The sequence below is a fragment of the Pandoraea cepalis genome, from assembly GCF_902459665.1.
Taxonomy (GTDB): domain Bacteria; phylum Pseudomonadota; class Gammaproteobacteria; order Burkholderiales; family Burkholderiaceae; genus Pandoraea; species Pandoraea cepalis.
Genome location: NZ_CABPSL010000001.1, coordinates 542,715 through 568,184 on the forward strand (window position 1 = coordinate 542,715; position 25,470 = coordinate 568,184).

Consider the following 25,470-nt stretch of genomic DNA (forward strand, 5'->3'; position numbering starts at 1 on the left):
ATGCATTACGGCGTCACATTGTAGCGTTTCATCGTCGCGCGCAGCGTGTCGTCGTCGCCGTCGAGCTTGAGGGCTTCACGCCAGGTCTTGCGTGCCTCGTCCTGCTGGCCCGATTCCCACAGCACCTCGCCCAAGTGAGCGCCGATCTCGGCCTGCGCCTGAATGCCATACGCGCGGCGCAGCAGTTCGAGCGCCTGCGGTTTGTCGCCGAGGCGATACTTCACCCAGCCCAGGCTGTCCAGAATGTACGGATCGTCCGGCGCGAGCGCCGACGCCTTTTGCAGTAGTTTGAGCGCTTCCGGCAGACGGGTATTTCGCACGGTCAGCGAGTAGCCGAGCGCGTTGTAGGCTTGTGCGTTTTCCGGCTGTGACGCCATCACACGACGCATCGTCTTTTCCATGACGTCGTAGTGTTTGTTCAACTCGGCCACCATGCCGTACTGATACAGCAGGTCCGGATCGTCGGGATGGTTCTTTACCTCGACCGCGAGCAGCTTTTCCGCCTCGTCGTAGCGTTTTGCCTTGACGAGCAGATCCGACTCGGCGCGCTTGAGCGCGAGTTGCTCACGCGGATCGCTCGTCTTGATGCTGATGCTGTGCAGCAGCGCACGGCCTTCGTCGACCTTGCCCTGATCGGCGAGCAGCTGCGCGCGCCCGATCTGCGCGGGCAGATACGCGTTGCTGTCTTCGCGAATCTTCGAAAGCCACTTGTCGGCGGCCGGGTAATCCTTGCGGTCCTGGGCGATCTGCGCGAGATAGACATAGGCTTGCGCGCCGTCGGTGTTCTGCTGTTCGGCTTCCGACGCGTACTTCTGCAGATATTGTTCGGCCTGCTCAGGATGTTTGGCGTGCAGGTTGAGCAGCGCGAGCGCCATGAGCGTCGAGAGTTCGTGCGGGTAACGCTTTTCCAGCGTTTCGAACTGCTTCTGTGCCGCGTCGAGCTGGTTGTCGGCCAGCAGGAGCTTGGCGTAGGCGAAGCGCGCTTCCTTGGCGTTCGGATTGCGATCGAGGAACGTCTTCAATCCGGCAATGGCGCTGCTGCGCTCTTCCGGCCCCATCTGACCGTAAAGCAGTGCGGCGGCCTCGTAATCGGGCTTGAGACTGAGGGCCTTTTCCAGCGACGCGCGTGCGCCGGCGGTGTCGCCGGCATCGAGTTGCGAGCGGGCGATGGCCAGTTGCGCCTCGGGGCGTTGCATGTCGTTCGCCAGCATCCGCTTGAGCGACGCGATCCCCGTGGCGCGCTCCGGACTGCGCGCAATCATCTGCTGCAGTTCGAGAATGGCCTGGCCGCGGCGTGCTTCCGGCACCTTGTTCAGTTCGTCGACGAGCAGCGGTTCGGCGTCGGACAGATGGCCGGTGCCGACCTCGAGGCTCGCGAGCAACTGCGATGCAGGACGCCAGGTCGGATCGAGTTCGTGCCAGAGTCGGGCGGCAATGAGCGCGTCTCCGAGCTGGCGGGCGCCGAGCGCGATCTCGACCGCGCGGCGGGCCATGCGCGGGTCCTTCGTGCGATTGGCCAGTGCGACATAGGTGTTGAAGGCGGGCGCCAGGCTGCCTTGTTGCAGGCTCAACTCGGCGGCCATCACCTCGAAGACGATCTCGCTGGAGAGCGCGACGTTCGGAAGCTTTTCGCGCGGGACGCTCGCATCTGACGCCGCGGACGCCCCGGCTTCGCTGCCGACGTCTGCGCTGGCGTCGCTCGCGCCTGCCGGCGCGCTCGCTGGCGCGGCTTGCGCCGTCGGCCGGGACTGTGCAAACGCGTTCGACGAAGGCAGGAATGCCATGATGGCGCTGGCGCAGGTTACGCCAAGCGCCGTTGCGCCGGCCCACGCCCCGCGTGCCAGGGCGCCGCGCAGGCGCAAAACCACGGGTGCCACGGTGAGCGCCGTGCTGGTCGCGGCGGGGATGGACTGGAATCGGGTGTTCGGCATAGGGATCCACGACAGGTTTCGAGCGATTGTAGCGCGCCCGATACAATAGAGTCTAAATCCTCAGCAAACGTTCGCAGGCATGCCTGAACTCCCAGAAGTCGAAGTCACCCGTCGCGGGATTGCGCCGCACGTGGCGGGCACACGCGTTGCCCGCATCGACGTGCGCAACGCCTCATTGCGCTGGCCGGTGCCCGACGGACTCGACACGCTCCTGCGCGGCGAAACGCTCGTCGGCGTGACCCGTCGCGGCAAGTACCTGTTGCTGGAATACGCGCCCGGCTGGCTGCTGGTGCATCTGGGCATGACCGGCACTTTGCGTGTCCTGCCCGAGCCGCAGGCGCTGCCGGCGGCCGGGGTGCACGACCATATCGATCTCGTTTTCGAGCGATGCGCGCTGCGCTATCGCGATCCGCGTCGTTTCGGCGCGGTGTTGTTCCATCCGCGCTCGGCGGGCGATGTGCTGGCACATCCCCTGCTGGCCGGTCTCGGTGTCGAGCCGCTGACGGACGCTTTCGACGGCCGATGGCTTTACGCAGGTACGCGCGGCAGGACCGTCGCCATCAAGCAGGCATTGCTCGCGGGCAGCATCGTGGTCGGTGTGGGCAACATCTATGCGTCGGAGAGCCTCTTCCGCGCGGGCATCGCGCCGCGCATGGCGGCGGGCAAACTCTCGCGGCCCCGGGCCGAGAAGCTCGCCCAAGCCATCAAGGACGTGCTTGCCGCGGCGATCGAGAAGGGCGGCAGCACGTTGCGCGACTTCGTCGGCAGCGACGGCAATCGCGGCTATTTCCAGCAGGAATATTTCGTCTACGATCGTGCCGGGCAACCCTGTCGCGTGTGTGGCACCCCGATCCGGCAGATCGTGCAAGGGCAGCGCTCCACGTTCTTCTGCCCGCATTGTCAAAAATAACGCAAGCGGCAATCGCAGATCGCGCAGCGGGTCGGCGGTTTGGCCGCGACGGCTGCCGTACACGACGCCCCCCAAAATGATATGACCGACTCCCTCAACGACTCCACCGCCGGCCCGCCGGCGAGCCATTTCGCCGAGCGTCTGATTGCCTGGCAGGCCGAGCACGGCCGTCACGACCTGCCATGGCAGAACACGCGCGACGCCTATCGCATCTGGCTCTCCGAGATCATGTTGCAGCAGACCCAGGTCGCGACGGTGATCCCCTACTACACGCGTTTTCTCGAGCGCTTCCCCGACGTCGCGGCATTGGCGAGCGCCGCGCAGGACGACGTGATGGCGCTCTGGAGCGGCCTGGGCTACTACTCGCGGGCGCGCAATCTGCACCGTTGCGCGCAGGTCGTGGTGGCCGAGCACGGCGGTCGTTTCCCGTCCGACCCCGAGATGCTCGCCTCGCTGCCGGGCATCGGCCGTTCGACGGCCGCGGCGATTGCCGCGTTTGCCTACGATGCGCACGCCGCGATTCTCGACGGCAACGTCAAACGAGTCCTCGCGCGGGTGTTCGGCATCGAGGGATTTCCGGGCACGCCGAAGATCGAGCGGGCGATGTGGACGCTGGCTGAGTCCCTGCTGCCGCAACGCGACTTGCCCGCCTATACACAGGGGATGATGGATCTCGGGGCGACGCTGTGCGCTCGCGGCAAGCCGCGTTGCGGCGAGTGCCCGTTCGACGGCGATTGCGTCGCGCATGCGACCGGACGCGAGCGCACGTTGCCCACGTCCAAGCCCAAAAAGGCGCAGCCGGAGCGTTATGTCGATGTGCTGGTGATTTGCGCGGGCGAGCGCGTGTTGTTCGAGCGACGGCCGGACAGCGGTATCTGGGGCGGTTTATGGAGCCTGCCGGAACTGACCCCGCCGACCGACGCGCGCGACGGCGACGATGCGTTGCTGCGCGAGCGTCTGAGCGCGCATGCCGCCGCGCTCGGTGCGGGTGACGGGAAGGTGCAGTCGCTCGAACCGCTGCACGGTCTCACGCACGTTTTCACACATTTCCGGCTGCACTTGCGGCCGTGGCGGGTGACGCTGGGCGCGAGCGCCGCGGTGCCGCCAAACGGCTCACGTCACGCGTGGCTGGACGCCGCAGGCGTTGCCGCCGCCGGCCTACCCTCGCCGATCCGCAAGATTGCCGATGCCTTGTCGATCGGTTCGCCGAGCGACGGCCAACTGTCGTTGCCGACCTGAGCGGGCTGTTCCGGTTCAGGTCGTCGACTCGAGCGGGGCGAGTTCGCGATGGCGTACCAGCACGCTGGCTTCGGAGCGAAAGCGCTTGCCCAGCGTTTCGGCGATGAACACGGAGCGGTGTTGACCGCCGGTGCAGCCGATCGCCACCGTCAGGTAACTGCGGTTGTCGCGCATATAGCTCGGCAGCCACTTCTGCAGATAGGCGCCGATATCGTTGGTCATCTCGTCGACTTCGGGGATGGCCGACAGGAAGTCGATCACCGGTTGATCGCGACCGGTCAGCGGACGCAGCTGCGTGTCGTAATACGGATTGGGCAGCGAGCGCACGTCAAAGACGAGATCGGCGTCGAGCGGCACGCCATGCTTGAATCCGAAGGACTCGAACATCAGTGTGAGTCCGGTGTGATCGTGCTGGACGAACTCGCGGATCCAACGGCGCAACGCGCTCGCGCGCAAATTGCTGGTGTCGATCTGGTGACCGAGTTCGGCCACGCTGTTGAGCATTTCGCGCTCGGTCTCGATCGCTTCGACCAGCGAACCATTGGCCGAGACGGTATCGTCGCTCGTCACGGAGAGCGGGTGACGGCGGCGTGTCTCCGAGAAGCGCTGAACCAGCGTTTGCGTGGTGGCGTTGAGGAACAGGGCTCGCACGTCGTGACCGAAGCGGCGCAGGCCGCCAATGATCGGCGGCAGATCGGCAAGCGAGCCGCCGCTGCGCGCGTCGATGGCAACGGCGAGACGTGTGTAGTTCTGCGTTTCGAGATACTCGGCGAGTTCAGGGAGAAAGCGCGACGGTAGATTGTCGACGCAGTAGTAACCCGCATCTTCGAGGACGTTCAGGGCGAGCGATTTGCCGGAACCCGAAACGCCGGTAATCAGTACGATCTTCATGAGATTCCCCGGATACAGCGATCATGGTAAGCGATTGTGTCGTATGGGTGTCGAGCGGCCAAAAAGAAGAACGTTCCATGCGTTTTTGCTCCATTCGCGAGAAGGGCGCGCGAGAAACGACAACGGCGCCCGCGAGGGGCGCCGTTGTGTCAGCCTGTGGGCGGTCTCGCCGCTTATCCGCCCCTCCGTCTATTCGTCAGAAGGTCGGTGCGGGAAAGCCCCCGGTGCGCTTACTTGTTCGACAGGCACGACTTCATGAACGCCTTGCGATCGTCGCCCTTCTTGTCGCCAGCCTGGGCATTGCAGGTCTTCATCTTTTCCTGCTGGGTCGGCTTGGCGGCGGGCTTGTTCGACAGGCATTCCTTCATGAACGCCTTGCGATCGTCGCCTTTCTTGCTGCCAGCTTGCGCATTGCAGACGCCCATCTTGCTTTGTTGGGCATTGGCAGCCTTGGGCGCAGGTGCGGGGGCGGCCGTCTGGGCAAACACGGGCGATGCGAGCAGCGGGGATACCAGAAGCAATGCAGCGAATGCTTTTTTCATGATCGTCTCTCCATAAGGTCGACACGCACGGGATTGGACCGCGTGGCGATTACAACATGAAAGAAAACGCGCCGCAATCGCGCGGCGTTGACAGAAAGACGCAGAAATTGCGGTAAACCCGGGGCATTCGTCCGGCACGAGATCGCTCAGAGCAGCCGATTCTGCATGCCGTCCGGATCTTGCATGGCTTGACGCTGGCGCTCCATGAAATCCTTGAGGGTGTCGATGCCACGCAGTTGCAGGATCGTGTTGCGCACGGCGGCTTCGACCAGCACGGCGAGGTTTCGCCCGGCCGCCACTTGCAGAATCACCTTGTTGATGGGCAGGCCCAGCACATCCACGGTTTGCGCTTCGAGCGGCAGCCGCTGGAATTCGCCATCGGGGCGGCGCACCAACTGAACGATCAACTTGAGCTTCATTTTCCGGCGCACGGCCGTCTCACCGAAGATCGTCTTGATGTCGAGCAAACCCAGGCCGCGCACTTCCAGCAGGTTTTGCAGCAGCGGCGGGCAACGGCCTTCGACGAAATCCGGCCCGAGGCGCACGAAATCGACCGCATCGTCTGCCACCAGTCCGTGACCGCGGCTGATCAGTTCCAGGCCGAGCTCACTCTTGCCGAGGCCGGAATCGCCGGTGAGCAGCACCCCCATGCCCAGAATGTCGAGAAATACGCCGTGCATCGTGCATCGCGGGGCGAACACACGCGAAATGTACATGCGCAGACTGTCGATGACCGCCGCCGTCGACATCGGCGTGGTGAACAGTGGCGTGGAGGAGCGGGTACAGCGCAGTACGAGATCGGGCGGGGCTTCGAGGCCGTCGGCCACCACGAGGAACGGCGGCTCGAGCGCGATGACTTCGCCCATGTGGCGCTTGCGGTTTTCGTCCGTGAGGCGCTGGTAGTAGCGCAGCTCGGCCTCGCCAAGGACCTGGATCCGGTTCGGGTGAATGAGGTTCAGGTGACCCACGAGGTCGGCGCTGGAGGTGGCCGTCGACACGCTCTCGGGCGTGAAGCCACGTTCCCACCCCTCGTGCCCGGTCAGCCACGACAAACGCAGCGTGGCGGCGTTGTCGTCGAAAATGCTTTGCGCGTTGATGCCGGTCAGTTCCACCGCGTCGCCTCGTTCGGTTGGGGTTGGGTGCTACGGAGTTCGTCCTGCGTCGCGGCGCGATACCCCGAAACACCGGGATAGCCGCACCAGCGCCGGCTCAGGGTTGCCAGTTCGCGAGCGCGGTATGGATATCGTCGGCACTCGGCGCGGAGGTCAAGGTCTCGCGCATCGTGCGATCCGAGAGTAACTGTGCAATTTCGGACAATATCTCGAGATGCTGCTGCGTTGCCTGCTCCGGTACCAACAGGAAGAACAGCAGGGACACGGGTTGCGCGTCGGGGGCCTCGAAGGGAATCGGATCGTCCAGGCGCACGAAGGCTGCCATCGGATGCTTGAGGCCCTTGATGCGCCCGTGCGGAATGGCCACACCTTCTCCCAGTCCGGTCGAGCCGAGACGCTCGCGGGCGAACAGATTGTCGGTGACAAGCGCGCGCGACAGGCCGGCATTGTTCTCGAAGAGAAGCCCGGCTTGCTCGAAGACGCGCTTCTTGCTGGTGACAGACAGTCCAAGCAATATGTTGGACGCAGGTAAGAGTTTGACTAAACGGTTCATCTTGTAATGCGGGCGAACGCATGGTCGCCCTCCAGCCCCCCGGTTGACCTCGCATTATAGACCACCCGTCGACGCGCTCCCGGCGATGCGAGGGAGCATGCAAAAGGGGCCGTTCAACGGCCCCGCGGTGGGTGATGCCAGAGACTTACGACAGACGTCGATGTGCGCGTGGGCTTCCTCGCGAATCGCCGTCAGTGTCGGTCAATGCGGCTACCTTGCCCGGACAGACTCATTGCAGCGGTTCCGCCTCGGGAGGTTCCTGGTGCTTGAGGGCCTCGCGGCCATGATCCTGAACCTTGTCCTTGTATTGCATAACCTTGCGGTCGAGCATGTCGATCAGCTTGTCGATGGCGGCGTACATATTCTCGTCACACTTCTCGACGAAAATCTCCTTGCCCTTGAGATACACGGTGACGCTGGCGATCTGGCGTCCGGTCTTCTCCTTGGTCTTGTCGACAGATAGGATCACCTCGGCACCGATGAGCTGGTCGAAATGGCGCAACACGCGTTCAAGCTTGTTGACCACGAATTCGCGCAGCGACGGCGTGAGTTCGAGATGATGTCCACTGATCTTCAGATTCATAGCTGCTCTCCTTGCTGAAATGCCGAAGTGCAGGCCGCGTCACAAGCAACGCTGGCTAGCGGGAGTGCGAGCCATTGGCGTGACGCAATGTCGCACTGCGGCGTGATGCCCCAGCGAGCCAAGATGGCACACCAGGACCGTCCTACAAAGATTTGCGCAAGTTCACTGCGGGAATGCGCATGGCTTCGCGGTATTTCGCGACGGTGCGTCGCGCTACCACGAACCCTTGCTCTGCCAGCAGCTCCGCGATACGGCTGTCGGAAAGGGGGGTCTGCGGATCTTCTGCTCCTATGAGTTGCTTGATGAGTGCGCGGATGGCGGTCGATGAGGCGGCGCCCCCGGCTTCCGTGGCCACGTGTGAACCAAAGAAGTACTTAAGCTCGAAGGTTCCGAATGGAGTGAGCATGTACTTACTGGTTGTCACGCGTGAAATCGTGGATTCATGTAAACCCAGCGTATCAGCAATTTCGCGTAAAACCAAGGGCCGCATGCCGATTTCGCCATGCGTGAAGAAGTTCTTCTGACGCTCGACGATCGCCTGCGACACGCGCAGGATCGTGTCGAACCGCTGTTGGATGTTCTTGATGAGCCAGCGCGCTTCCTGAAGTTGCTGCTGCAGGTTGCCGGTTCCCGGCGCATTGCGGTTGTTGCGAAGGATGCGCGCATACATTTCATTGATGCGCAGGCGCGGCATGACCTCGGGATTGAGTTCGGCGATCCAGCCGCCGCCTTGCTTGCGCACGAGCACGTCGGGGATGACGTAATCCGCCTGGGGCGAGCCGTAGGCGGCGCCCGGGAACGGGTCGAGCGAGCGAATCAGTTGATGCGCCGCGCGCAGGCTGTCCTCGCTCACGCCCAGCAGACGACGCAACCGTGTGTAGTCGCGCGCGGCGAGCAGCTCCAGATGATCGGAAACGATGCGCAGCGACAGAGTTCGCACGCTGCTTGCCGGCAGCCGCTGGAGTTGCAGGCGAAGGCATTCTGACGGGGTTCGGGCGCCCACGCCTGCCGGGTCGAAGCTCTGCAGCAGCGCGAGCGCGGCGTTGATCTCTTCGGTCTCGAGCCCAAGTTCCTCGGACATTTCCGCCTGCATTTCGTCGAGCAGGGTGCCGAGATAGCCGTCTTCGTCGAGCGATTCGATCAGGAATTCCACCAGCAGGCGATCGCGCGGGCTGGCTTTCGTCAGGCGCAACTGGGCGAGCAGGTGTTCGCGAAGATTGGGATGATCGACGTGCAGTTGCGGCCGCTCATTGTCGTCGTCGTCCGACGCACTGCCCGAGCGGGCAAAGTCGTTCAGGCTCCAGTCGTTGCCACCGGCGCGCGCGTTGTCGTCGAAGCGGGTCTCGCCGTCGAGTTCGCGGGCGTCGTCCTGGCCGCTGGCCGATTCCGGCGTGTCGTTGGTGCTGCTGCTCGACGAGCCCCGCTCATTGCGCAGCGATCCGTCCGTGCCCACACGGACCGTGCCGGCGAGCCAATCGTCCTCGCGCTCGAGCATCGGGTTCTGGGTGAGGGCGTGCTCGACTTCCTGCTGAAGTTCGAGCGTCGACAGTTGCAACAATCGGATGGATTGCTGCAACTGAGGCGTGAGGGTCAGGTGCTGGGAGGTGCGGAGTTGAAGGGTCGGTTTCATAGCATTTCTCGCCTTCATTGTAGAGGCTTTGTCACGCCAGCGAAACCGGCCCGGCCCCCTATCGGAGGCAGGGTTTACATGCGAAAAATTTGCTTTACATCCGGAAGTTTTCGCCCAGATATACGCGCCGCACGCTTTCGTCGGCCACGATCTGGTCGGGCGTGCCGGCGGCGAGCACCGAGCCTTCGCTGATGATGTAGGCGTGATCGCAGATGCCGAGCGTCTCGCGAACGTTGTGGTCGGTAATCAGGACACCGATGCCACGATCTTTCAGAAAACGCACGATTCGCTGGATTTCCAGCACGGCGATCGGATCGACGCCCGCGAACGGTTCGTCAAGCAAAATGAAGCGCGGTTGCGTGGCCAGGGCGCGGGCGATTTCCACGCGGCGGCGTTCGCCGCCCGAGAGCGACATCGCCGGATTTTCGCGCAAATGGCTCACCTGCAACTCGTCGAGCAGCGCTTCGATGCGTCGGTCGATCTCGTCGCGCTTGAGCGGCTTGCCGTGCGCATCGAGCTGCAATTCGAGCACCGCCCGGATGTTGTCTTCGACCGTGAGCTTGCGGAACACCGACGCTTCCTGCGGCAGGTACGAGACGCCCATGCGGGCGCGCTCGTGAATCGGCAGCTCGCTGATCACGTTGCCGTCGAGCTGGATTTCGCCGTCGTCGGCGGGCACGAGGCCCACGATCATGTAGAACGATGTCGTCTTGCCCGCGCCGTTCGGGCCGAGCAGTCCCACGACTTCGCCGCTCTTCACATCGAGCGAGACGTCCTTGACAACAGTACGGGCACCGTATTGTTTCTTGAGCGAGCGCACCACGAGCGCGCTCGGCTTGCCCGATTGACCGTCGCCCGGATGGATCGTCGAGGCGTTGCTATTGGCAGAATTACTCACGCGGATTCCCGATGCTTTTGGAGGGAGACAGCGGCGGCAGATCGCCCTTGGGCGCGGCCGCCGGCTTGCTCGCGCCGCCGGCGCCTGGCTGGTTCGCGCCAGTGGCATTGCGCGGGGCGAGCGTGGCGCGCACGCGGCCGTTCGGATTGTTGGCGTTGACCTGATCGGCACCGCTGTTGGCGGTATAGACCTCGTTGTACGTGTCGTACGTGATCACGCTACCGTGAATTTCGTCGAGCACCCTCGTGCCGCCGGCCAGGCGCTTGAGCGTGGCTTGTGTGGTCAGCGTGGCGACTTCGGTCTTGCCGTTGTAATAGATCGTTTGGCCCCAGCCGTCGATGTATTCGTCCAGGCCGTCGCGCTTCTGGCGCATGTAGGCGAGCGGGCCGCCCGGCTTGTAATAGGCCGTGGCGTACTGATAGCCCTCTGGATCCTGAGTCACTTCGACGCGATCGGCCTTGAGGAGAATCGTCCCCTTGGTCATCGTCACGTTGCCGGTGAAGATGTTGACCTGCTTGAGGTCGTCGTAGCTCATGTGATCCGACTCGATGTTGAGCGGCTTGTCGCGGTCGGCGCGTTCGGCATGGGCGAGCGGCGACGCGAGGGCGCCGAGCATGGCGAAGGCGGCGGCCAGTGCGCGCAGGCGACGCAGCGACAGGGAGACGGGGCGCGGTTGGCGGCGATCGGTCATGGGGTCTTGGGGCCCGGTTTGGTCTGGAGTGGCGCGCTCGGCGCGGCGGCCGGTGCCGGGCGATTGCCGCCCAGTTCCGCCGGCTGGATCGTGCCGTGAACATTGCCGAGCAATTGTACGGCGCGCGAGATGTTATTGAAAATCATGCCATCGCCGTACATCACGGAAGCACCGCGGAACAGCTGGACTGGCAATTCCGTGCGCACGATGTCGTCGTTGACGAGCACCTGGAAGTGCTGGGACAGCGCCCGCATTTGCGGATCGCGCGGTCCGGCCTGACGTACCACGACCGCGTCGTCGTACAGATCGACGACGGACATGTCGGCATTGAGCGTGCCGCGTTTGCTCGTGGCGGTCACTTCCGGTTGATTCGGCGTGAACGCGCGGACGGCGGGCATGGTCATGGCCGTGGTCTGGTCGTCCTCGTAATGCGTCATGTGCACGGCATTGACGCGGTATTGCGTGAGGCCGGTCGCCGACAGGGTGGAGATCACCATGTCGTCGGCGAAGTAATCCGGAATGTGCTGCTTTACATACGGCGCGCGGTCGGCGTCAGACGGCAGCGTGCGTTGCACGAGCCAGTAAGTGCCGGCGGCCAGGCCGGCCAGCACGACGATGGCGACCAGCGAAGCGGGTGAGAGGCGTTGAGTGGCCATGGATGATCGGCTTCCTCGACGCGTCAGGCGAGCGCGTCGGCGAGCAGGGCGTCGTAACGTCCCTGGGCACGCAGGATGAAGTCACACAGCTCGCGCACGGCGCCTTCGCCGCCGCGCGTGGCGGCAACCCAGTGGCAGCGTGCCCTGACTTCGGCATGGGCATTGGCCGGGCAGGCGGCGAAGCCCACGCGGCTGAGGATCGGCAGATCGGGCCAGTCGTCGCCGATATGGCCGCAAACCTCGCTCGTCACTGACACCTTGGCGCACAGGTCTTCGAATGCGGCGCGTTTGTCCTGCACGCCTTGATAGACGTGCGCGACACGAAGATCGGCCGCGCGTTTGGCGACGATCTCGGACTGGCGTCCGGTGATGATGGCCGTGACGATGCCGACCTCTGCGAGCAGCTTCAGGCCGTGGCCGTCGAGCGAATCGAAGGTCTTGATGACTTCCCCGGCCGGTCCGTAGCGCAGGCCGCCGTCGGTGAGGACACCGTCGACGTCGAACACCATGACACGCAGGCGAGCGGCGCGCGCAGCGGCGTCGGTCACGTCGGTCGCATCAAGCGGGGCGGAACGAGTGGGTTGGGCGATGCTGGGCTGATTCATGGGCAAGCGGCTCACACGACCTTGGCGGCGAACAGGTCGTGCACGTTGAGCGCACCGACGAGGCGGTCGTTCTCGGTCACGAGCAATTGCGTGATGCCGAAACGTTCCATCAGTTCGGCGGCTTCGGCGGCGAGTTGATCGGGGCCGATGCTGCGCGGGCCGGCCTTCATGACGTCGGCCAGCGTGAGCGTGGTGAAATCGAGCGTACGCTTGAACAGGCGGCGCAGGTCGCCGTCCGTGAAGATGCCCACAACGCGATCGTCGGCATCGACAATGGCCGTCATGCCCAGACCCTTGGCGGTCATTTCCAGCAGGGCATCGGACAGGCTGGCATCGGCGCGCACGCGCGGAACGCGCTCGCCGGTGCGCATGACATCGCGCACGAACGTCAGCAGACGTCGACCGAGCGCGCCGCCGGGATGCGATCGGGCGAAGTCCTCGGCGCCGAAACCGCGCGCGTCGAGCAGCGTGACGGCAAGCGCATCGCCCAGGGCGAGAGCGGCCGTGGTGCTGGCGGTCGGTGCGAGGCCCAGCGGGCAGGCTTCTCTGTCGACGTGCGCGTCGAGGTGCACGTCGGACAGGCGCCCCAGGCTGGAGGCAGCGTTGCCGGTCATGGCGATGAGCTTCGCGCCGATGCGCTTTATCATCGGGAGAATGCTGACCAGTTCCCCCGTCTCGCCGGAGTTGGACAGGGCGACAACGACATCGTCGGTCGTGATCATGCCCAGGTCCCCGTGGCTGGCTTCGGCGGGGTGAACGAAGAAGGCGGGTGTGCCGGTGCTGGCGAACGTGGCGGCCAGTTTGCGGCCGATGTGGCCCGATTTGCCCATTCCGGTGACGACCACGCGCCCGCGGCAGGCGAGCAGCAGAGAGATCGCTTCGAAGAAGCTGTCGTCGAGGTGCGCGGAGACGCGTTCGATGGCGTCGGCTTCGGTGCGCAACACCTCCCGGGCGACCTCGAGTGCCCGGCCTGGATTGATTTTCGCTATCATGCGCGGAGTATATCAAAACGCACGCGGCGCCGAGGACAGCCGCGCCAGGCTTGGACCTGCACCGTTCGAGACCACCCAGGAAGCGGCCCGGTGCCTCGTCGGAGACCACTGCGCCAACGCTATCTGGCACGGCACTTGCATAGCAAGTACCGCGTTCGGTCAGACCGCCAGCATTCAGATTCACTCAGGAAACCCACCTTAGCCGATGGCATCACCGCTCGAACTCACTCTTGTCCTGCTGTTTGCCGCCTGTGTCGGGGTGGTGTTGTTCCGCATGCTTCATCTGCCGCCGATGCTCGGCTACCTGAGCGTGGGCATCGTGATCGGCCCGCACGCGGTCGGGCTGGCCGCCGACACCCAGCGCGTGCAATACCTCGCGGAGTTCGGCGTTGTCTTCCTGATGTTCTCCATCGGCATCGAATTTTCGCTACCGAAGCTCAGGACGATGCGCCGGATCGTGCTCGGGCTGGGCGTATCCCAGGTCATGGGAACGCTGCTCGTGGCGGTGGGACTGGGGGCGCTCGTCAACCTGTTCTGGTCGTTCTCGTGGCAGGCATCGGTGGCGCTGGGCGGCGCGTTGGCCATGTCCTCGACGGCCATCGTCACCAAGATGCTGGCGGAGCGCCTGGAACTCGAGACGGAGCACGGCCGCAACATCATGGGGGTGCTGCTGTTCCAGGATCTGGCAGTCGTGCCATTGCTGATCGTGATCTCGGCACTGGGCGGCAACCCGAAGGCGCTGGTCCTGGCACTGTCGCTGGCCGCGCTCAAGATCACCGGGGCGCTCGCGCTGCTGCTCTGGATTGGCCAGAAACTGGTCGGACGCTGGTTCCACATCGTGGCAGCGAGGCGCTCGCAAGAGCTGTTCATGCTCAATCTGTTGCTGCTCACGCTCGGATTGGCCTACGTCACCGAGAACCTTGGCCTGTCGATGGCGCTTGGCGCGTTCATTGCCGGCATGCTCATCGCCGAGACGCCGTTCCGCCATCAGGTGGAAGACGACATCAAGCCATTTCGCGACGTGCTGCTGGGGCTGTTCTTCATCACGACCGGCATGCTGCTCGATCCGTCCATCGTGGCGCAGCAGCCGCTGCTCGTGCTGCTGTTCTTCGTTGGCCCGCTGGTCGTCAAATTCACATTGATCGCGGGGCTTGCGCGCCTGTTCGGCAGCCCGCCCGGCACGGCGATCCGCACCGGCCTGGGCCTGGCGCAGGCGGGCGAATTCGGTTTCGTGCTGCTCAATCTGGTGATCGACCGGCACCTGCTCGACCCGTCGCTTTCGCAAGCCGTGCTCGCGGGCATGCTGCTCTCGATGCTGTGTGCGCCGTTTCTCATCATCAACGCCGACCGCATCGCGCTGCGCTTCGTCGCCAATGAGTGGATGATGCAGTCGTTGCAGATGACCAAGATCGCCACGCAGAGCATCAAGACGTCGGGCCACGTCATCATCTGCGGCTACGGCCGGTGCGGCCAGAATCTGGCGCGCATGCTCGAACAGGAGGGCATCGGCTATGTGGCACTCGATCTCGACCCCGATCGAGTGATGGAGGCGGCCAGCTCCGGCGAGACGGTCGTCTTCGGCGACGCCGCCCGGCGCGAGGCGCTGGTCGCGGCCGGGATTCACCGCGCCGCCGGCATCGTGGTGACCTACGACAGCACCCCGGCCGCGTTGAAGGTGCTCTCGCAGGTGCAGGCGCTGGAGCCGACATTGCCGGTGGTCGTGCGCACGGTCGACGACACCCACATGGACGAACTGATCGCGGCGGGCGCGACCGAAGTCGTGCCCGAGATCGTGGAGGGCAGCCTGATGCTGGCATCGCATGCGCTGGTGCTCCTGGGCGTGCCGATGCGCCGCGTGCTGCGCCGGGTGGCGCAGGCGCGTAACGAGCGTTACAGCCTGCTGCGGGGTTACTTTCACGGCCTCGACGACGAGGACGAGGGCGGCGAGCGCGAGCAGGTCAGACTGCAATCGGTGCCGCTCACGCTTCACTCGGACGCGGTCGGGCGCACGCTCGGCGAACTCCGGCTCGACAAGCTCGGCGTGACGGTCACGGCCATCCGTCGGCATGGCATTCGCGGGGTCGAGCCGGTGTCGGAGACGCGTCTGATGGCCGAGGACATCGTGGTGCTGCGCGGATTGCCCGACAAGCTGGTCGCCGCGGAGGCGCGTCTGCTCGGCCACGAATAGACGGCCACGAATGGACGACCCGGCCGGGAAGAGGGCGTGCTGCCGGGGCGCGCACCATGCGCCGGGCGGCGCTGCCCGCGCCCTCGCGGGGCGTCGGGCGATTTTTGGCATAATGTGGCGTGTTTCCCCCTCAGTATTCCAAGAAGGATCCCCGTGCAGATCGACGAGTCCCCTGCCGCCTATATCAAGAGCCAGATTCGCACCGTGCCGGACTGGCCCGCGCCGGGCGTGCAGTTTCGCGACATCACCCCGTTGCTCAAGAACCCGCGCACCTTGCGGGTGCTCATCGATGTGTTCGTGCACCGCTACATGACGCAGCGTCCCGATTACATCGCGGGTCTCGACGCGCGCGGCTTCATTCTCGGTTCGATCCTGGCCTACGAGTTGAACATCGGCTTCATCCCCATTCGCAAGAAGGGCAAGCTGCCGTATCAGACGGTCGCGGAGGAGTACGAACTGGAATACGGCAGTGCGACGGTCGAAATCCATGCCGATGCCTGCGGCCCCGGCGACCGCGTGCTGCTCATCGACGACCTGGTCGCCACGGGCGGCACGATGCTCGCCGGCAAGAAGCTGCTGGAGCGCCTGGGGGCAACGGTCATCGAAGGGGCGGCCATCGTCGACCTGCCGGAACTGGGGGGCTCGCGCCTGATTCGCGAGGCCGGATTGCCACTGTTCCTGCTGTGCTCGTTCGAAGGCCATTGAACCCGGTTGCCTGAGCGGACGCTTTGCCGCGTTCCCACCCCTCATCATCCCCATTACCCCACTTCGGACATGCCGATGCCCAATCTCTGGCTGTTCTTGCTGACCTCGGTGGCGATCACGCTTGCGCCGGGGCCGGACAACATGCAGGTCATCGCGCGCGGCATTGCGCAGGGCCGTCGGGCGGGGCTGGCTGCGGCCGCCGGTTTCACGTCGGGATGTCTCTTCCACACGAGCGTCGCGGCCATCGGCCTGGCCGCCGTGCTGCGTTCGTCGCCGTGGGCCTTCGAGGGGATCAAGCTCGCGGGGGCCGCCTATCTGATCTGGATCGGCATCAAGGCGATACGCGCGCGCGGCGCGCTGGCGCTGGCCAACGAGGCCGCGCCGCAACCGCTCGGGGCCGTCTTTCGTCAAAGCGTGCTGGCGAATATGCTCAACCCCAAGGTCACGTTGTTTTTCCTGGTGTTCCTGCCTCAGTTCGTGAGTGCCGACACGGCCCATCCGGGCGCGCAGATGCTGTTGCTCGGCCTGGTGTTCATGGCGCAGACGATTGTCGTGTTCAGCGCGTACGGATGGTTCGCTGGCGTGCTGGGCACGTGGCTCAAGCGACGCCCCGGGGCAGGGCGCTGGCTCGACCGTGTCGCCGGCGCCATCTTCATCGGCCTGGGCTTGCGCGTTGCGCTACAGGCATAGGACGCACGCGCGCCCTCGCATGAGTGGCAGCGGCCGCGCCGATGCCTTCCAGGAATTCGTAGTCCCACCGACATTGCCAGATCATGCTTGCCGAACAACGCCAACAGTACGTGCTTGAACAACTTGCCAAGACCGGGGCCCTCGCGATCAGCGATCTCGTGCGTGAGCTGGGGGTGTCGCGCGAGACGGTGCGCCGCGACCTCAACACGCTCGCCGCGCGCGGGCTGCTGCTCATGACGCACGGCGGCGCGCTGGCCGCCGATCGCAGCGAACCCGACTGGACGCTGCGCGAGAACGTCAACGCCGTGGGCAAGCGGGCCATCGGCATGCGCGCGGCGGAACTCGTACCCGATGGGGCGTCGGTGATCATCGACTACGGTACGACCACACGGGCGGTGGCGCAGGCGCTGCTTGCAAAGCACCGGTTGCGCATCTACACGAACGACTGGCAGATCGCGCGATTGCTGGGCCGTCATCACGACAATCAGGTGACACTGCTCGGCGGCGAGCTGCAGGACAACGAAGATGCCGTGCAGGGCTGGGATGCCATCAACCAGATATCGCAATACCATGCCGACTTCGCATTCATCGGCGTGGGCGGCGTGACTGAGGACGGTGGCATTACCGACTTCAACCGCGCGGCCGCCGAGCTTCGCGCGCGCATGCTGCTGTGTGCGAACATCTCGGCCGTGGTGGCGGACCATACCAAGTTCGGGCGCGTGACGCCCGTGCGTATCCGCCATTTCGAGGCGGCCCGCTACCTCATCAGCGACGCCGCGCCGCACAAGAGCATGCTGGCCCAACTGCGCGCTCGCGGCCCGGAACTCCTCATCGCGTAAATGTGTAGACAACATCGGCGCTCGACCCCGAGGCCGATGACGTCGCGCCCCGTTCGGCGTGACGTCGGTGCGCGCGCATCCCTGCGTGCCGTGGCGCCGAAAACGTTGTTAACTCCTTGACCCAATAAGGATTTTCAACGCCCATCGAAAAGCTCATCGATTGTCACTGTCTTGTCATCGGCACTTCTTAGACTGCTGTCACTTTTGGCACAAATTGCCACAAAACAGCTAGTCGAGCGATGCGGGCGACGTGCTCCCAGCCTGGGGCGCGGTTAGCGGGAATGCATCGGATCCGACCGGCGAGTCGATTGACAGGTGACCCGTGGACGAAGCAATTCGAATCGAGCGACTGACCAAGACTTTCGGGGGCGGCCGCCGTGCGCTCGACGAGGTGGCGCTTACCGTGATGCCGGGCGAAATGGTCGCCCTGATCGGGGCGTCGGGCTCGGGCAAGTCGACGCTGATGCGTCACATGGCGGGTTTCGTGGCGGCCGATCTGCAACCGGGCGGTATCGACATACTCGGTCGTCCGATTCAGCGCGACGGCCGCATCGTGCGCGAAGTGCGCCAGATTCGTCGCGACATCGGGTTCGTCTTCCAGCAGTTCAACCTGGTGGGCCGCATGCCGGTGATGACCAACGTGCTGACGGGTCTGCTCGCGCGCGTGCCGCTGTGGCGCAGCCTGCTGTTCCGCTTCACGCCGGCCGAGCGTCAGGCGGCGATGGCGGCGCTCGCGGAGGTCGGCATCGCCGATCTGGCGTTCCAGCGCGCAAGCACGCTCTCGGGCGGTCAGCAGCAGCGCGCGGCGTTGGCGCGCACGCTGGTGCAGGGCGCGAAGATCATTCTTGCGGACGAACCGATTGCTTCGCTCGATCCGGAGTCGGCCCGCAAGGTGATGGACATGCTGGCCCGCATGAACCGCGATCACAAACTGACGGTCGTTGTCTCGCTGCATCAGGTGGATGTCGCCATGCGTTACTGCGTGCGAACCGTCGCCCTGCATCAGGGACGCGTGGTGTATGACGGCCCGTCCGCGGCGCTCACGCCCGACCTGCTGCGCCGTCTTTATGGCGTGCAGGCAAGCGAACTGCTTAACGACCGCGTTGACCCGGTCGATCACGTTGACCATGTGGAAGGCGCCGACGACAGCGACGCTGCCGACGCCTCTCCGCGCGCAGCCGGCCCCGCGCCGGCCAATGCGCAAGCCCCATTCCTCACCTCGATGTCCCTCAGTCTGACCTGACCAGGAGCTTGCTCTCATGAAACTTTGGAAAACCCTGCTGGCCGGCGCGGCCATGCTTGCCTCGGTGGCGGCAGTGCACGCGCAGGAAATCAATTTCGGCATCATCTCGACCGACTCGAGCGCGGCACTGCGCCAGCGTTGGCAGCCGCTGATCGACGACATGGAGAAGCAAACCGGCATCAAGGTGACGCCGTTCTTCGCCACCGACTACGCCGGCGTGATCGAAGGCATGCGCTTCAACAAGGTGCAGCTCGCCTGGCTGGGCAACAAGGCCGCGATGGAAGCCGTGGACCGCTCGCAAGGTGAAGTCTTCGCGAAGATCATGTACGCCGACGGCACCGAAGGCTACTACTCGCTGCTGATCGCGAACAAGGCGAGCCCGTACAAGACGCTCGACGACGTGATCAAGAACGGCAAGAAGATCAACTTCGGCCTGGGCGATCCGACCTCGACGTCGGGCACGCTGGTGCCGGGCTACTACGTGTTCGCGAAGCACAACATCGATCCGCGCACGTACTTCAAAACCGCGCGCAGCTCGAATCACGGCGCGAACCTGATGGCCGTGCTCAACAACCAGGTCGACGTGGCCACCAACAACACCGAAGAAATTGACAAGCTCGAGGCAACGCAGCCGGAGAAGGCCAAGCAGGTGCAGGTGATCTGGAAGTCGCCGCTGATCCCGTCGGATCCGCTGGTGTGGCGCAAGGACCTGCCGGACGCGACGAAGAAGAAGATTCGCGACTTCTTCCTGGCGTACGGCAAGGACGCACATGAGAAGGAAGTGCTGAAGAACATCTACAACTACGGCGGCTTCCGTGCGTCGAGCAACGCGCAACTGCTGCCGATCCGCCAGCTCGAGCTGTTCAAGCAGAAGCAACAGATCCAGTCGGATGCCAACCTCGATGCCGCCAAGAAGCAATCGCAATTGACCGACATCGACAGCAAGCTCGCCGCGCTCGATCAGGAAATGAGCAAAACGAAGTAAGCGCCTGATTGCCTGGGCGTGGAACGACACAATGTCACAGGGCGGCGCACGGGCGTTGCTCTGTGATCGGTGACGGCGGGCCAGGTCATCTGGCCTGCCGTGACCTCTGATGACCTCTGTGGTCCGATGATTTTCCGGTCGATGCTGCACCGGCTTGCCTTGTGGTACACGACATGAACACCAGCGTATCCCTCACTGCAAATGGCCGCCTGCCGGGCGAGCCGCCCAAGCGCTCATGGCTGACGTTGATCGGCTGGGGCGCATTCTTCCTGATCCTGGTGTGGTCGTGGGGCGGCGCCGATATGCGTCCGCTCGATCTGATTCGCGATTCCGGCAACATGAGCCAATTCGCGCACGATTTCTTCCCGCCCGATTTTCACGACTGGCGCGTGTATGTCCACGAGATGCTCGTGACCATTCATATCGCTGTCTGGGGCACGGTGCTCGCCGTGGTGTGCTCGATTCCGATGGGGTTGCTCTCGGCGTCGAACATGGTGCCGGCGTGGGTGTACCAGCCGGTGCGTCGCGTGATGGACGCCTGCCGCGCGATCAATGAGATGGTCTTCGCGATGCTCTTCATCGTGGCGGTAGGGCTTGGCCCGTTCGCCGGGGTGTTGGCGCTGTGGGTGCATACGACGGGCACGCTCTCGAAGCTGTTCGCCGAAGCGGTCGAAGCGATCGATCCGCGCCCGGTCGAGGGCGTGCGGGCCACCGGGGCGCGCGCGATCGATGAAATTCTTTACGGCGTGCTGCCGCAGGTCATGCCGCTGTGGATCTCGTACACGTTGTACCGCTTCGAGTCGAATGTGCGTTCGGCGTCGGTGGTCGGCATGGTGGGCGCGGGCGGCATCGGCGTGGTGCTCTACGAAGTGATCCGCAGCTTCGAGTACGCGCAGACCTGTGCCGTGATGCTCATCATGATCGTGGTCGTCACATGCATCGACGTGTTTTCGGCCCGTGTGCGCAAGCATGTGATCTGATCGTCCCGCCGCGTCCATCGCGTCAATCCGCAAAGGGCACTTGGGTGCCCTTTGCTTTTCCCTGACGGCAGCCGCTTCGCGCCGGCGCCGAGTCCCGCACAGCGGCCAATGTCGATCGCCCGGGCCGTGACGCCGTTCCCGGCGCGCAGCCAAACCGGAGCCTCCCCATGCCCTCAGCCTTGCCCACTCAAGCTCGCGTCGTCATCGTCGGTGGCGGCATCGTCGGCTGTTCGGTCGCCTATCACCTCGCCAAACTGGGATGGACGGACGTCGTCCTGCTGGAGCAGGGACAGTTGTCGTGCGGCACGACGTGGCACGCGGCGGGGCTGGTCGGCCAGTTGCGCTCGCAGGAGAGCATGACGAAGCTCATCCGCTATTCGACGAAGCTCTACAGCGAACTGGAAGCGGAGACGGGGCTCGCCACGGGCTGGAAGGCATGCGGGTCGTTATCGGTGGCCCGCACTCAGGCGCGCATGACGCAACTCAAGCGCACGGCGGCGGTGGCGCGTGCCTATGGCGTGCAGTGCGACGTCGTCTCGCCGCGCGAGGCCGGCGACCTCTGGCCGGCGATGCGCACTGACGATCTCGTCGGCGGGGTGTGGCTGCCGGGCGACGGCAAGGCCAACCCGACCGATCTCACGCAGGCGCTCGCGCGCGGCGCGCGCAGCCGTGGCGTGCGCATCGCGGAGAACACGCGCATCACGGCGATTCACACGGCGTCGCCTGGCGGGATTCGCACGGCGACGGGGGTGTCCTGGTGCAATAAAGACGGCGAAAGCGGACGCATTGCCGCGGAGATCGTCGTGAACTGCGCGGGGCAATGGGCCAAGGCCGTGGGTCGTCTGTGCGATGTGAGCGTGCCGCTGCATTCGGCCGAGCATTACTACATCGTGACGGAACGGATCGCGGGCGTGCATCCCGATCTGCCGGTCATGCGCGACCCGGACGGCTACATCTACTTCAAGGAGGAAGTCGGCGGTCTGGTGATGGGCGGCTTCGAGCCGAACGCCAAGCCGTGGGGCATGAACGGCATTCCCGAGAATTTCGAATTTCAACTGCTGCCCGACGACTGGGACCAGTTCGAGATCCTCATGGAGAACGCATTGATGCGTGTGCCCGCGCTCGAGACGGCGCAGATCCGGCAGTTCTACAACGGCCCCGAGTCGTTCACGCCGGACAACAACTTCATGCTCGGCGAAGCGCCCGAGCTGCGCAATTTCTACGTTGGCGCGGGCTTCAATTCGATGGGCATTGCGTCGGCCGGCGGGGCCGGCATGGCGCTGGCCGAGTGGATCGTCGCGGGCGAGCCGACGATGGACCTCTGGCCCGTCGACATCCGCCGCTTTGCTCGATTCAACGGCAACGATACCTGGCTGCATGATCGCGTGAAGGAAACGCTCGGCCTGCACTACGCCATGCCGTGGCCAAATCGCGAACTGGACACGGCGCGGCCGTTCCGTCGCTCGCCACTGTACGCGACGTTGCTCGCCAAAGGCGCCTGCTTCGGCAGCAAGATGGGCTGGGAGCGGCCGAACTTTTTCGCGCCGTCGCCGGAGCAGGCGACGATCGATTACCGCTTCGGTCAGCAGAACTGGCACGCGTGGAGTGCCGCGGAGCATCGCGCGTGCCGTGAGGCCGTCGCGCTGTTCGACATGAGTTCTTTCGCGAAACTGCTCATCAAGGGCCGCGATGCCGAGCGCGTGCTGCAAGCGTTGTGTACCAACGACGTGGCCGTGCCGCCCGGGCGTACCGTCTACACGGGGATGCTCAACGAGCGCGGCGGTTACGAATCGGACGTCACACTCACGCGACTCGCGCCCGATCAATACCTGATGGTTACCGGTTCGGCGCAGACGACCCGTGACATGGACTACCTCGAACGGCGCATTGCCCAGCAGCCCGACGATCCGCGCTGTACGGTCGTCGACGTCAGCGGGCAATACGCGGTACTGGCGCTCATGGGACCGAATTCCCGCTCGCTGTTGCAGCGGGTGTCGCGAGCGGATTTTTCCAACGAGGCGTTTGCGTTCGGCACGAGCCAGGAAATCGATCTCGGCTATGCCACGGTGCGTGCCACGCGCCTGACCTACGTCGGCGAACTCGGTTGGGAGCTGTACGTGCCCGTCGAGTTCGCGGTGGGCGTCTATGAAACGCTGCACGCGGCGGGCGCCGCCTTCGGGTTGAAGGATGCGGGCTACTACGCCGTCGACTCGCTGCGTATCGAGAAGGGCTATCGTGCCTGGGGACGAGAACTGACGCCTGACACGAACCCGGTGCAAGCGGGGCTGACGTTCGCCTGCAAGCTGGCCGGCGGTCTCCCGTTTGTCGGCCGCAAGGCGGTCGAGCTGGCCAAATCGACGGGGGTCCGCCGCAGGCTTGTGAGCGTTGTGCTCGACGGGGCGAGCGACAGGATGCTCTGGGGCGGTGAGGCGCTGCTTCGCAACGGCGAGCCGGTTGGCTTCCTGTCGTCGGCCGCGTATGGGCACACGATCGATGCGCCCGTCGGGCTCGCCTATCTGACGAATCCCAACGGCGTCGTGTCCGCCGAATACGTGGAATCGGGCCGCTATCAGGTCGATCTCGCGGGCGATCGGCTCGACGCTCGAGTGCAACTGCGCGCGCTGTACGACCCGAAGGGCGAGCGCGTGAGCGCTTGAACGGGCGGGCCTGTCGCGCTGGGCCGCGACGACGATGCAGGCCGCCGCGACACCGGAGGCGGGCGGACTCGCCGCCGCTTCTGTAAAATGCCGCTTTTGCCTCGATTTCGCGCGTCTCCGACGGGGGCGCGTCCGGTCTCTGACGTATGCCTTTTGCTTGTATTGCGGCGGCGCGCCGCTTCGACGACACCGCGCATCTGCCGCTCGTGATCGGTTCGCAGCGTTATGGGTGGGTTCGCCGTCGCGACGCCGAGTCGCTGTGCCGTTGGCCCGACGTGTTCGAGATCAGTTCACTCGCGGTGCGGATTCATCCGCGCCACGATACCTGCGAAGCGCGCACGGCGGCGCTGGCGCCGGTGATCGAGGCGCTGGCGGCCGAGGGACTCATCACGGGTTGGCGCAATGAGCGCTATGCCATCCGGCAACGGCTCTATGACGCGCCGCTCGCGTGGATCGAACGCGCGGCCTCGCGCTTTTTCGGCACGCGCACGTTCGCCGTGCATGTGAACGGCTACGTGCCGGCCCGCTTCGTGGGCGAAGCACCGAAGCTCTGGATTGCGCGGCGCAGTGTGCTCAAGGCGACCGATCCCGGTTGTCTCGACAATACGGCCGCCGGGGGCATCGGCAATGGGATTGGCGTGGGCGACACGCTCGTCAAGGAGTGCTGGGAAGAGGCCGGCATTCCGGCCCATCTGGCGAACGACGCGCGGCCTGGCCGCACGCTGCATATCCTCGCGGAAATTCCGGAGGGCGTGCAGTCCGAGCAGATTTTCGTCTACGATCTCGCGCTGCCGCGCGGCTTCGTGCCCGAGAATCAGGACGGCGAGGCGAGCGCGCACTGGCTGTGCTCGGCCGGCGACGTGCGCGAGGTGATCGCCGACGGCAAGATGACCGTCGACGCGAGCCTCGCCAGTCTCGACTTCCTGCTGCGCGAGGGCGCCATTCGCACCAAGGACTGCGCCGGAATCGAGGCGTTGTTCAAACCGGCGGACGAATGATCGAGGCCATCGGACGCACGTCCATCGATACCGATTTCAACACTGCAACGACATTGCAAGCCTTTGCCCAGGAGCAATCATGGCACCGATCGAAAATAGCTACATTCTGAAGTTGTCCTGCCCGGACCGTCCTGGCATCGTCCACGCGGTGGCCGGTTTCCTGGTCGAGCGCGGCGGCAACATTCTCGACTCGGCCCAGTTCAACGATCGCTTCACCGGCGGCTTCTTCATGCGCGTGCATTTCCAGCAACTGCCGGGCCAGAGCGATCTGGCCGCGTTGCAGCGCGACTTTGCCCCGCTCGCCGTGCAGTATGAGATGCAATGGGAGTTGGTCGACGCCGCGATCAAGCCGCGCGTGATGCTCATGGTCTCGAAGATCGGTCACTGCCTGAACGATCTGTTGTTCCGCTACAAGACGGGCCAGCTCAACATCGAAATCCCGGCCATCGTCTCGAACCACAAGGATTTCTACCAACTGGCCGCGAGCTACAACATTCCGTTCCATTACCTGCCGCTCATGAACGCAACGCCCGAATCGAAGGCGGCGCAGGAAGCGAAGGTGTATGAGCTGGTGCAGGACAACGACATCGATCTGGTGGTCCTCGCGCGCTACATGCAGGTGTTGTCCAGCGATCTGTGCGAGAAGCTCGCAGGCCGCGCGATCAACATTCACCATTCATTCCTGCCGAGCTTCAAGGGCGCGAAGCCGTACTATCAGGCGTTCGACCGTGGCGTGAAGCTGATCGGGGCGACGGCGCACTACGTGACGTCCGATCTCGACGAGGGTCCGATCATCGAGCAGGAAGTCGAGCGCGTGGACCACACGATGGACCCGGAGCAACTGACCGCCATCGGGCGCGACGTGGAATGTGTGGCGCTGGCGCGCGCCGTGCGTTATCACGCCGAGCATCGCATTCTGCTCAACGGCCACAAGACGGTGATCTTCCGCTAA

General features: G+C 64.6%; 24 protein-coding genes. 12 read left to right on the plus strand and 12 right to left on the minus strand.

From position 1 onward, the window contains the following. Window positions 1-5: 5 nt before the first annotated feature. On the minus strand, window positions 6-1,931 hold the full coding sequence (locus PCE31106_RS02525; protein WP_150562274.1) for a tetratricopeptide repeat protein: 1,926 nt from the start codon (window positions 1,929-1,931) through the stop codon (window positions 6-8). Window positions 1,932-2,010: 79 nt separating this feature from the next. Between PCE31106_RS02525 and mutM the strand changes: the two genes are divergently transcribed. Together mutM and mutY are read left to right on the plus strand one after the other, a co-directional pair. Further along, on the plus strand, window positions 2,011-2,841 hold the full coding sequence (mutM, locus tag PCE31106_RS02530; RefSeq protein WP_017232654.1) for a bifunctional DNA-formamidopyrimidine glycosylase/DNA-(apurinic or apyrimidinic site) lyase: 831 nt from the start codon (window positions 2,011-2,013) through the stop codon (window positions 2,839-2,841). Between the two features lie 81 nt (window positions 2,842-2,922). Then, entirely contained in the window at window positions 2,923-4,080 is a 1,158-nt protein-coding gene (gene mutY, locus PCE31106_RS02535) for an A/G-specific adenine glycosylase (RefSeq protein WP_150562275.1), read from the plus strand. A gap of 15 nt (window positions 4,081-4,095) precedes the next feature. On the opposite strand, the gene rapZ is transcribed toward mutY, so the two are convergent. The 11 genes from rapZ to PCE31106_RS02590 all read right to left on the minus strand — a co-directional run bounded on the left by rapZ (window position 4,096) and on the right by PCE31106_RS02590 (window position 13,233). Beyond that, the gene (gene rapZ, locus PCE31106_RS02540; RefSeq protein WP_017232652.1) at window positions 4,096-4,971 is read right to left on the minus strand and encodes an RNase adapter RapZ; all 876 of its coding nucleotides are present in this window, start codon (window positions 4,969-4,971) and stop codon (window positions 4,096-4,098) included. A 230-nt stretch (window positions 4,972-5,201) separates the two neighbouring features. Further along, window positions 5,202-5,513 (minus strand): PsiF family protein, encoded by a 312-nt coding sequence (locus tag PCE31106_RS02545; RefSeq protein ID WP_150562276.1) that lies wholly within the window; start codon window positions 5,511-5,513, stop codon window positions 5,202-5,204. Between the two features lie 146 nt (window positions 5,514-5,659). Next, complete coding sequence (hprK, locus tag PCE31106_RS02550) at window positions 5,660-6,625, minus strand: HPr(Ser) kinase/phosphatase (RefSeq protein ID WP_017232650.1); 966 nt, start codon at window positions 6,623-6,625, stop codon at window positions 5,660-5,662. A 97-nt stretch (window positions 6,626-6,722) separates the two neighbouring features. Continuing rightward, window positions 6,723-7,178: a PTS IIA-like nitrogen regulatory protein PtsN gene (gene ptsN / locus PCE31106_RS02555; protein WP_026131716.1), complete on the minus strand. Its 456-nt coding sequence runs from the start codon at window positions 7,176-7,178 to the stop codon at window positions 6,723-6,725. Between the two features lie 229 nt (window positions 7,179-7,407). Then, on the minus strand, window positions 7,408-7,761 hold the full coding sequence (gene hpf / locus PCE31106_RS02560) for a ribosome hibernation-promoting factor, HPF/YfiA family (RefSeq protein WP_017232648.1): 354 nt from the start codon (window positions 7,759-7,761) through the stop codon (window positions 7,408-7,410). Window positions 7,762-7,903: 142 nt separating this feature from the next. Further along, entirely contained in the window at window positions 7,904-9,391 is a 1,488-nt protein-coding gene (locus tag PCE31106_RS02565) for an RNA polymerase factor sigma-54 (RefSeq protein ID WP_150562277.1), read from the minus strand. A gap of 94 nt (window positions 9,392-9,485) precedes the next feature. Continuing rightward, the gene (lptB, locus tag PCE31106_RS02570) at window positions 9,486-10,256 is read right to left on the minus strand and encodes an LPS export ABC transporter ATP-binding protein (protein ID WP_026131715.1); all 771 of its coding nucleotides are present in this window, start codon (window positions 10,254-10,256) and stop codon (window positions 9,486-9,488) included. Between the two features lie 25 nt (window positions 10,257-10,281). Further along, a complete protein-coding gene (gene lptA / locus PCE31106_RS02575) occupies window positions 10,282-10,980 on the minus strand; it encodes a lipopolysaccharide transport periplasmic protein LptA (RefSeq protein ID WP_150562278.1) in 699 nt (232 codons plus the stop codon). Continuing rightward, window positions 10,977-11,636 carry an LPS export ABC transporter periplasmic protein LptC gene (gene lptC / locus PCE31106_RS02580; protein WP_017232645.1) on the minus strand — a complete coding sequence of 220 codons (660 nt, stop codon included), beginning with the start codon at window positions 11,634-11,636 and terminating at the stop codon, window positions 10,977-10,979. The genes lptA and lptC overlap by 4 nt, the downstream gene beginning before the upstream one ends. 23 nt (window positions 11,637-11,659) lie before the next feature. Next, complete coding sequence (locus PCE31106_RS02585; protein WP_051060087.1) at window positions 11,660-12,145, minus strand: KdsC family phosphatase; 486 nt, start codon at window positions 12,143-12,145, stop codon at window positions 11,660-11,662. Window positions 12,146-12,252: 107 nt separating this feature from the next. Beyond that, window positions 12,253-13,233, minus strand: coding sequence for a KpsF/GutQ family sugar-phosphate isomerase (locus PCE31106_RS02590; RefSeq protein ID WP_017232643.1), 981 nt, complete (start codon window positions 13,231-13,233; stop codon window positions 12,253-12,255). 205 nt (window positions 13,234-13,438) lie between these two features. Here PCE31106_RS02590 and PCE31106_RS02595 point away from each other — a divergent pair, with 205 nt between their 5' ends. The 10 genes from PCE31106_RS02595 (at window position 13,439) to purU (ending at window position 25,470) form a co-directional block, all read left to right on the plus strand. After that, entirely contained in the window at window positions 13,439-15,421 is a 1,983-nt protein-coding gene (locus PCE31106_RS02595; protein ID WP_150562279.1) for a monovalent cation:proton antiporter family protein, read from the plus strand. Between the two features lie 153 nt (window positions 15,422-15,574). After that, a complete protein-coding gene (locus PCE31106_RS02600; protein ID WP_150562280.1) occupies window positions 15,575-16,126 on the plus strand; it encodes an adenine phosphoribosyltransferase in 552 nt (183 codons plus the stop codon). 75 nt (window positions 16,127-16,201) lie between these two features. After that, window positions 16,202-16,816, plus strand: a complete 615-nt coding sequence (locus tag PCE31106_RS02605; RefSeq protein WP_150562281.1) for a LysE family translocator — start codon at window positions 16,202-16,204, stop codon at window positions 16,814-16,816. Window positions 16,817-16,899: 83 nt separating this feature from the next. Then, window positions 16,900-17,655: a DeoR/GlpR family DNA-binding transcription regulator gene (locus tag PCE31106_RS02610; RefSeq protein ID WP_017232639.1), complete on the plus strand. Its 756-nt coding sequence runs from the start codon at window positions 16,900-16,902 to the stop codon at window positions 17,653-17,655. Between the two features lie 322 nt (window positions 17,656-17,977). Further along, window positions 17,978-18,898 carry a phosphonate ABC transporter ATP-binding protein gene (gene phnC, locus PCE31106_RS02615; RefSeq protein ID WP_150562282.1) on the plus strand — a complete coding sequence of 307 codons (921 nt, stop codon included), beginning with the start codon at window positions 17,978-17,980 and terminating at the stop codon, window positions 18,896-18,898. A 16-nt stretch (window positions 18,899-18,914) separates the two neighbouring features. Then, window positions 18,915-19,883, plus strand: coding sequence for a phosphonate ABC transporter substrate-binding protein (phnD, locus tag PCE31106_RS02620; protein WP_017232637.1), 969 nt, complete (start codon window positions 18,915-18,917; stop codon window positions 19,881-19,883). A gap of 173 nt (window positions 19,884-20,056) precedes the next feature. Further along, window positions 20,057-20,863 carry a phosphonate ABC transporter, permease protein PhnE gene (gene phnE, locus PCE31106_RS02625; protein WP_017232636.1) on the plus strand — a complete coding sequence of 269 codons (807 nt, stop codon included), beginning with the start codon at window positions 20,057-20,059 and terminating at the stop codon, window positions 20,861-20,863. 167 nt (window positions 20,864-21,030) lie between these two features. Then, entirely contained in the window at window positions 21,031-23,520 is a 2,490-nt protein-coding gene (locus PCE31106_RS02630; RefSeq protein WP_150562283.1) for a GcvT family protein, read from the plus strand. A 146-nt stretch (window positions 23,521-23,666) separates the two neighbouring features. Further along, entirely contained in the window at window positions 23,667-24,518 is an 852-nt protein-coding gene (locus tag PCE31106_RS02635) for an NUDIX hydrolase (RefSeq protein WP_150562284.1), read from the plus strand. 79 nt (window positions 24,519-24,597) lie between these two features. Then, window positions 24,598-25,470, plus strand: coding sequence for a formyltetrahydrofolate deformylase (gene purU, locus PCE31106_RS02640; RefSeq protein WP_130024785.1), 873 nt, complete (start codon window positions 24,598-24,600; stop codon window positions 25,468-25,470).

Excerpts from the sequence above, each read along its gene's own strand:
- rapZ (WP_017232652.1), bottom strand. The coding sequence starts at position 4,971 with ATGAAGATCGTACTGATTACCGGCGTTTCGGGTTCCGGCAAATCGCTC.
- PCE31106_RS02525 (WP_150562274.1), bottom strand. The coding sequence starts at position 1,931 with ATGCCGAACACCCGATTCCAGTCCATCCCCGCCGCGACCAGCACGGCG.
- lptA (WP_150562278.1), bottom strand. The coding sequence starts at position 10,980 with ATGACCGATCGCCGCCAACCGCGCCCCGTCTCCCTGTCGCTGCGTCGC.
- phnD (WP_017232637.1), top strand. The coding sequence starts at position 18,915 with ATGAAACTTTGGAAAACCCTGCTGGCCGGCGCGGCCATGCTTGCCTCG.
- PCE31106_RS02585 (WP_051060087.1), bottom strand. The coding sequence starts at position 12,145 with ATGGTGTTCGACGTCGACGGTGTCCTCACCGACGGCGGCCTGCGCTAC.
- ptsN (WP_026131716.1), bottom strand. The coding sequence starts at position 7,178 with ATGAACCGTTTAGTCAAACTCTTACCTGCGTCCAACATATTGCTTGGA.
- purU (WP_130024785.1), top strand. The coding sequence starts at position 24,598 with ATGGCACCGATCGAAAATAGCTACATTCTGAAGTTGTCCTGCCCGGAC.
- hpf (WP_017232648.1), bottom strand. The coding sequence starts at position 7,761 with ATGAATCTGAAGATCAGTGGACATCATCTCGAACTCACGCCGTCGCTG.
- PCE31106_RS02545 (WP_150562276.1), bottom strand. The coding sequence starts at position 5,513 with ATGAAAAAAGCATTCGCTGCATTGCTTCTGGTATCCCCGCTGCTCGCA.
- PCE31106_RS02605 (WP_150562281.1), top strand. The coding sequence starts at position 16,202 with ATGCCCAATCTCTGGCTGTTCTTGCTGACCTCGGTGGCGATCACGCTT.
- PCE31106_RS02635 (WP_150562284.1), top strand. The coding sequence starts at position 23,667 with ATGCCTTTTGCTTGTATTGCGGCGGCGCGCCGCTTCGACGACACCGCG.
- PCE31106_RS02565 (WP_150562277.1), bottom strand. The coding sequence starts at position 9,391 with ATGAAACCGACCCTTCAACTCCGCACCTCCCAGCACCTGACCCTCACG.
- mutM (WP_017232654.1), top strand. The coding sequence starts at position 2,011 with ATGCCTGAACTCCCAGAAGTCGAAGTCACCCGTCGCGGGATTGCGCCG.
- lptC (WP_017232645.1), bottom strand. The coding sequence starts at position 11,636 with ATGGCCACTCAACGCCTCTCACCCGCTTCGCTGGTCGCCATCGTCGTG.
- phnE (WP_017232636.1), top strand. The coding sequence starts at position 20,057 with ATGAACACCAGCGTATCCCTCACTGCAAATGGCCGCCTGCCGGGCGAG.
- PCE31106_RS02630 (WP_150562283.1), top strand. The coding sequence starts at position 21,031 with ATGCCCTCAGCCTTGCCCACTCAAGCTCGCGTCGTCATCGTCGGTGGC.
- PCE31106_RS02595 (WP_150562279.1), top strand. The coding sequence starts at position 13,439 with ATGGCATCACCGCTCGAACTCACTCTTGTCCTGCTGTTTGCCGCCTGT.
- PCE31106_RS02590 (WP_017232643.1), bottom strand. The coding sequence starts at position 13,233 with ATGATAGCGAAAATCAATCCAGGCCGGGCACTCGAGGTCGCCCGGGAG.
- PCE31106_RS02610 (WP_017232639.1), top strand. The coding sequence starts at position 16,900 with ATGCTTGCCGAACAACGCCAACAGTACGTGCTTGAACAACTTGCCAAG.
- mutY (WP_150562275.1), top strand. The coding sequence starts at position 2,923 with ATGACCGACTCCCTCAACGACTCCACCGCCGGCCCGCCGGCGAGCCAT.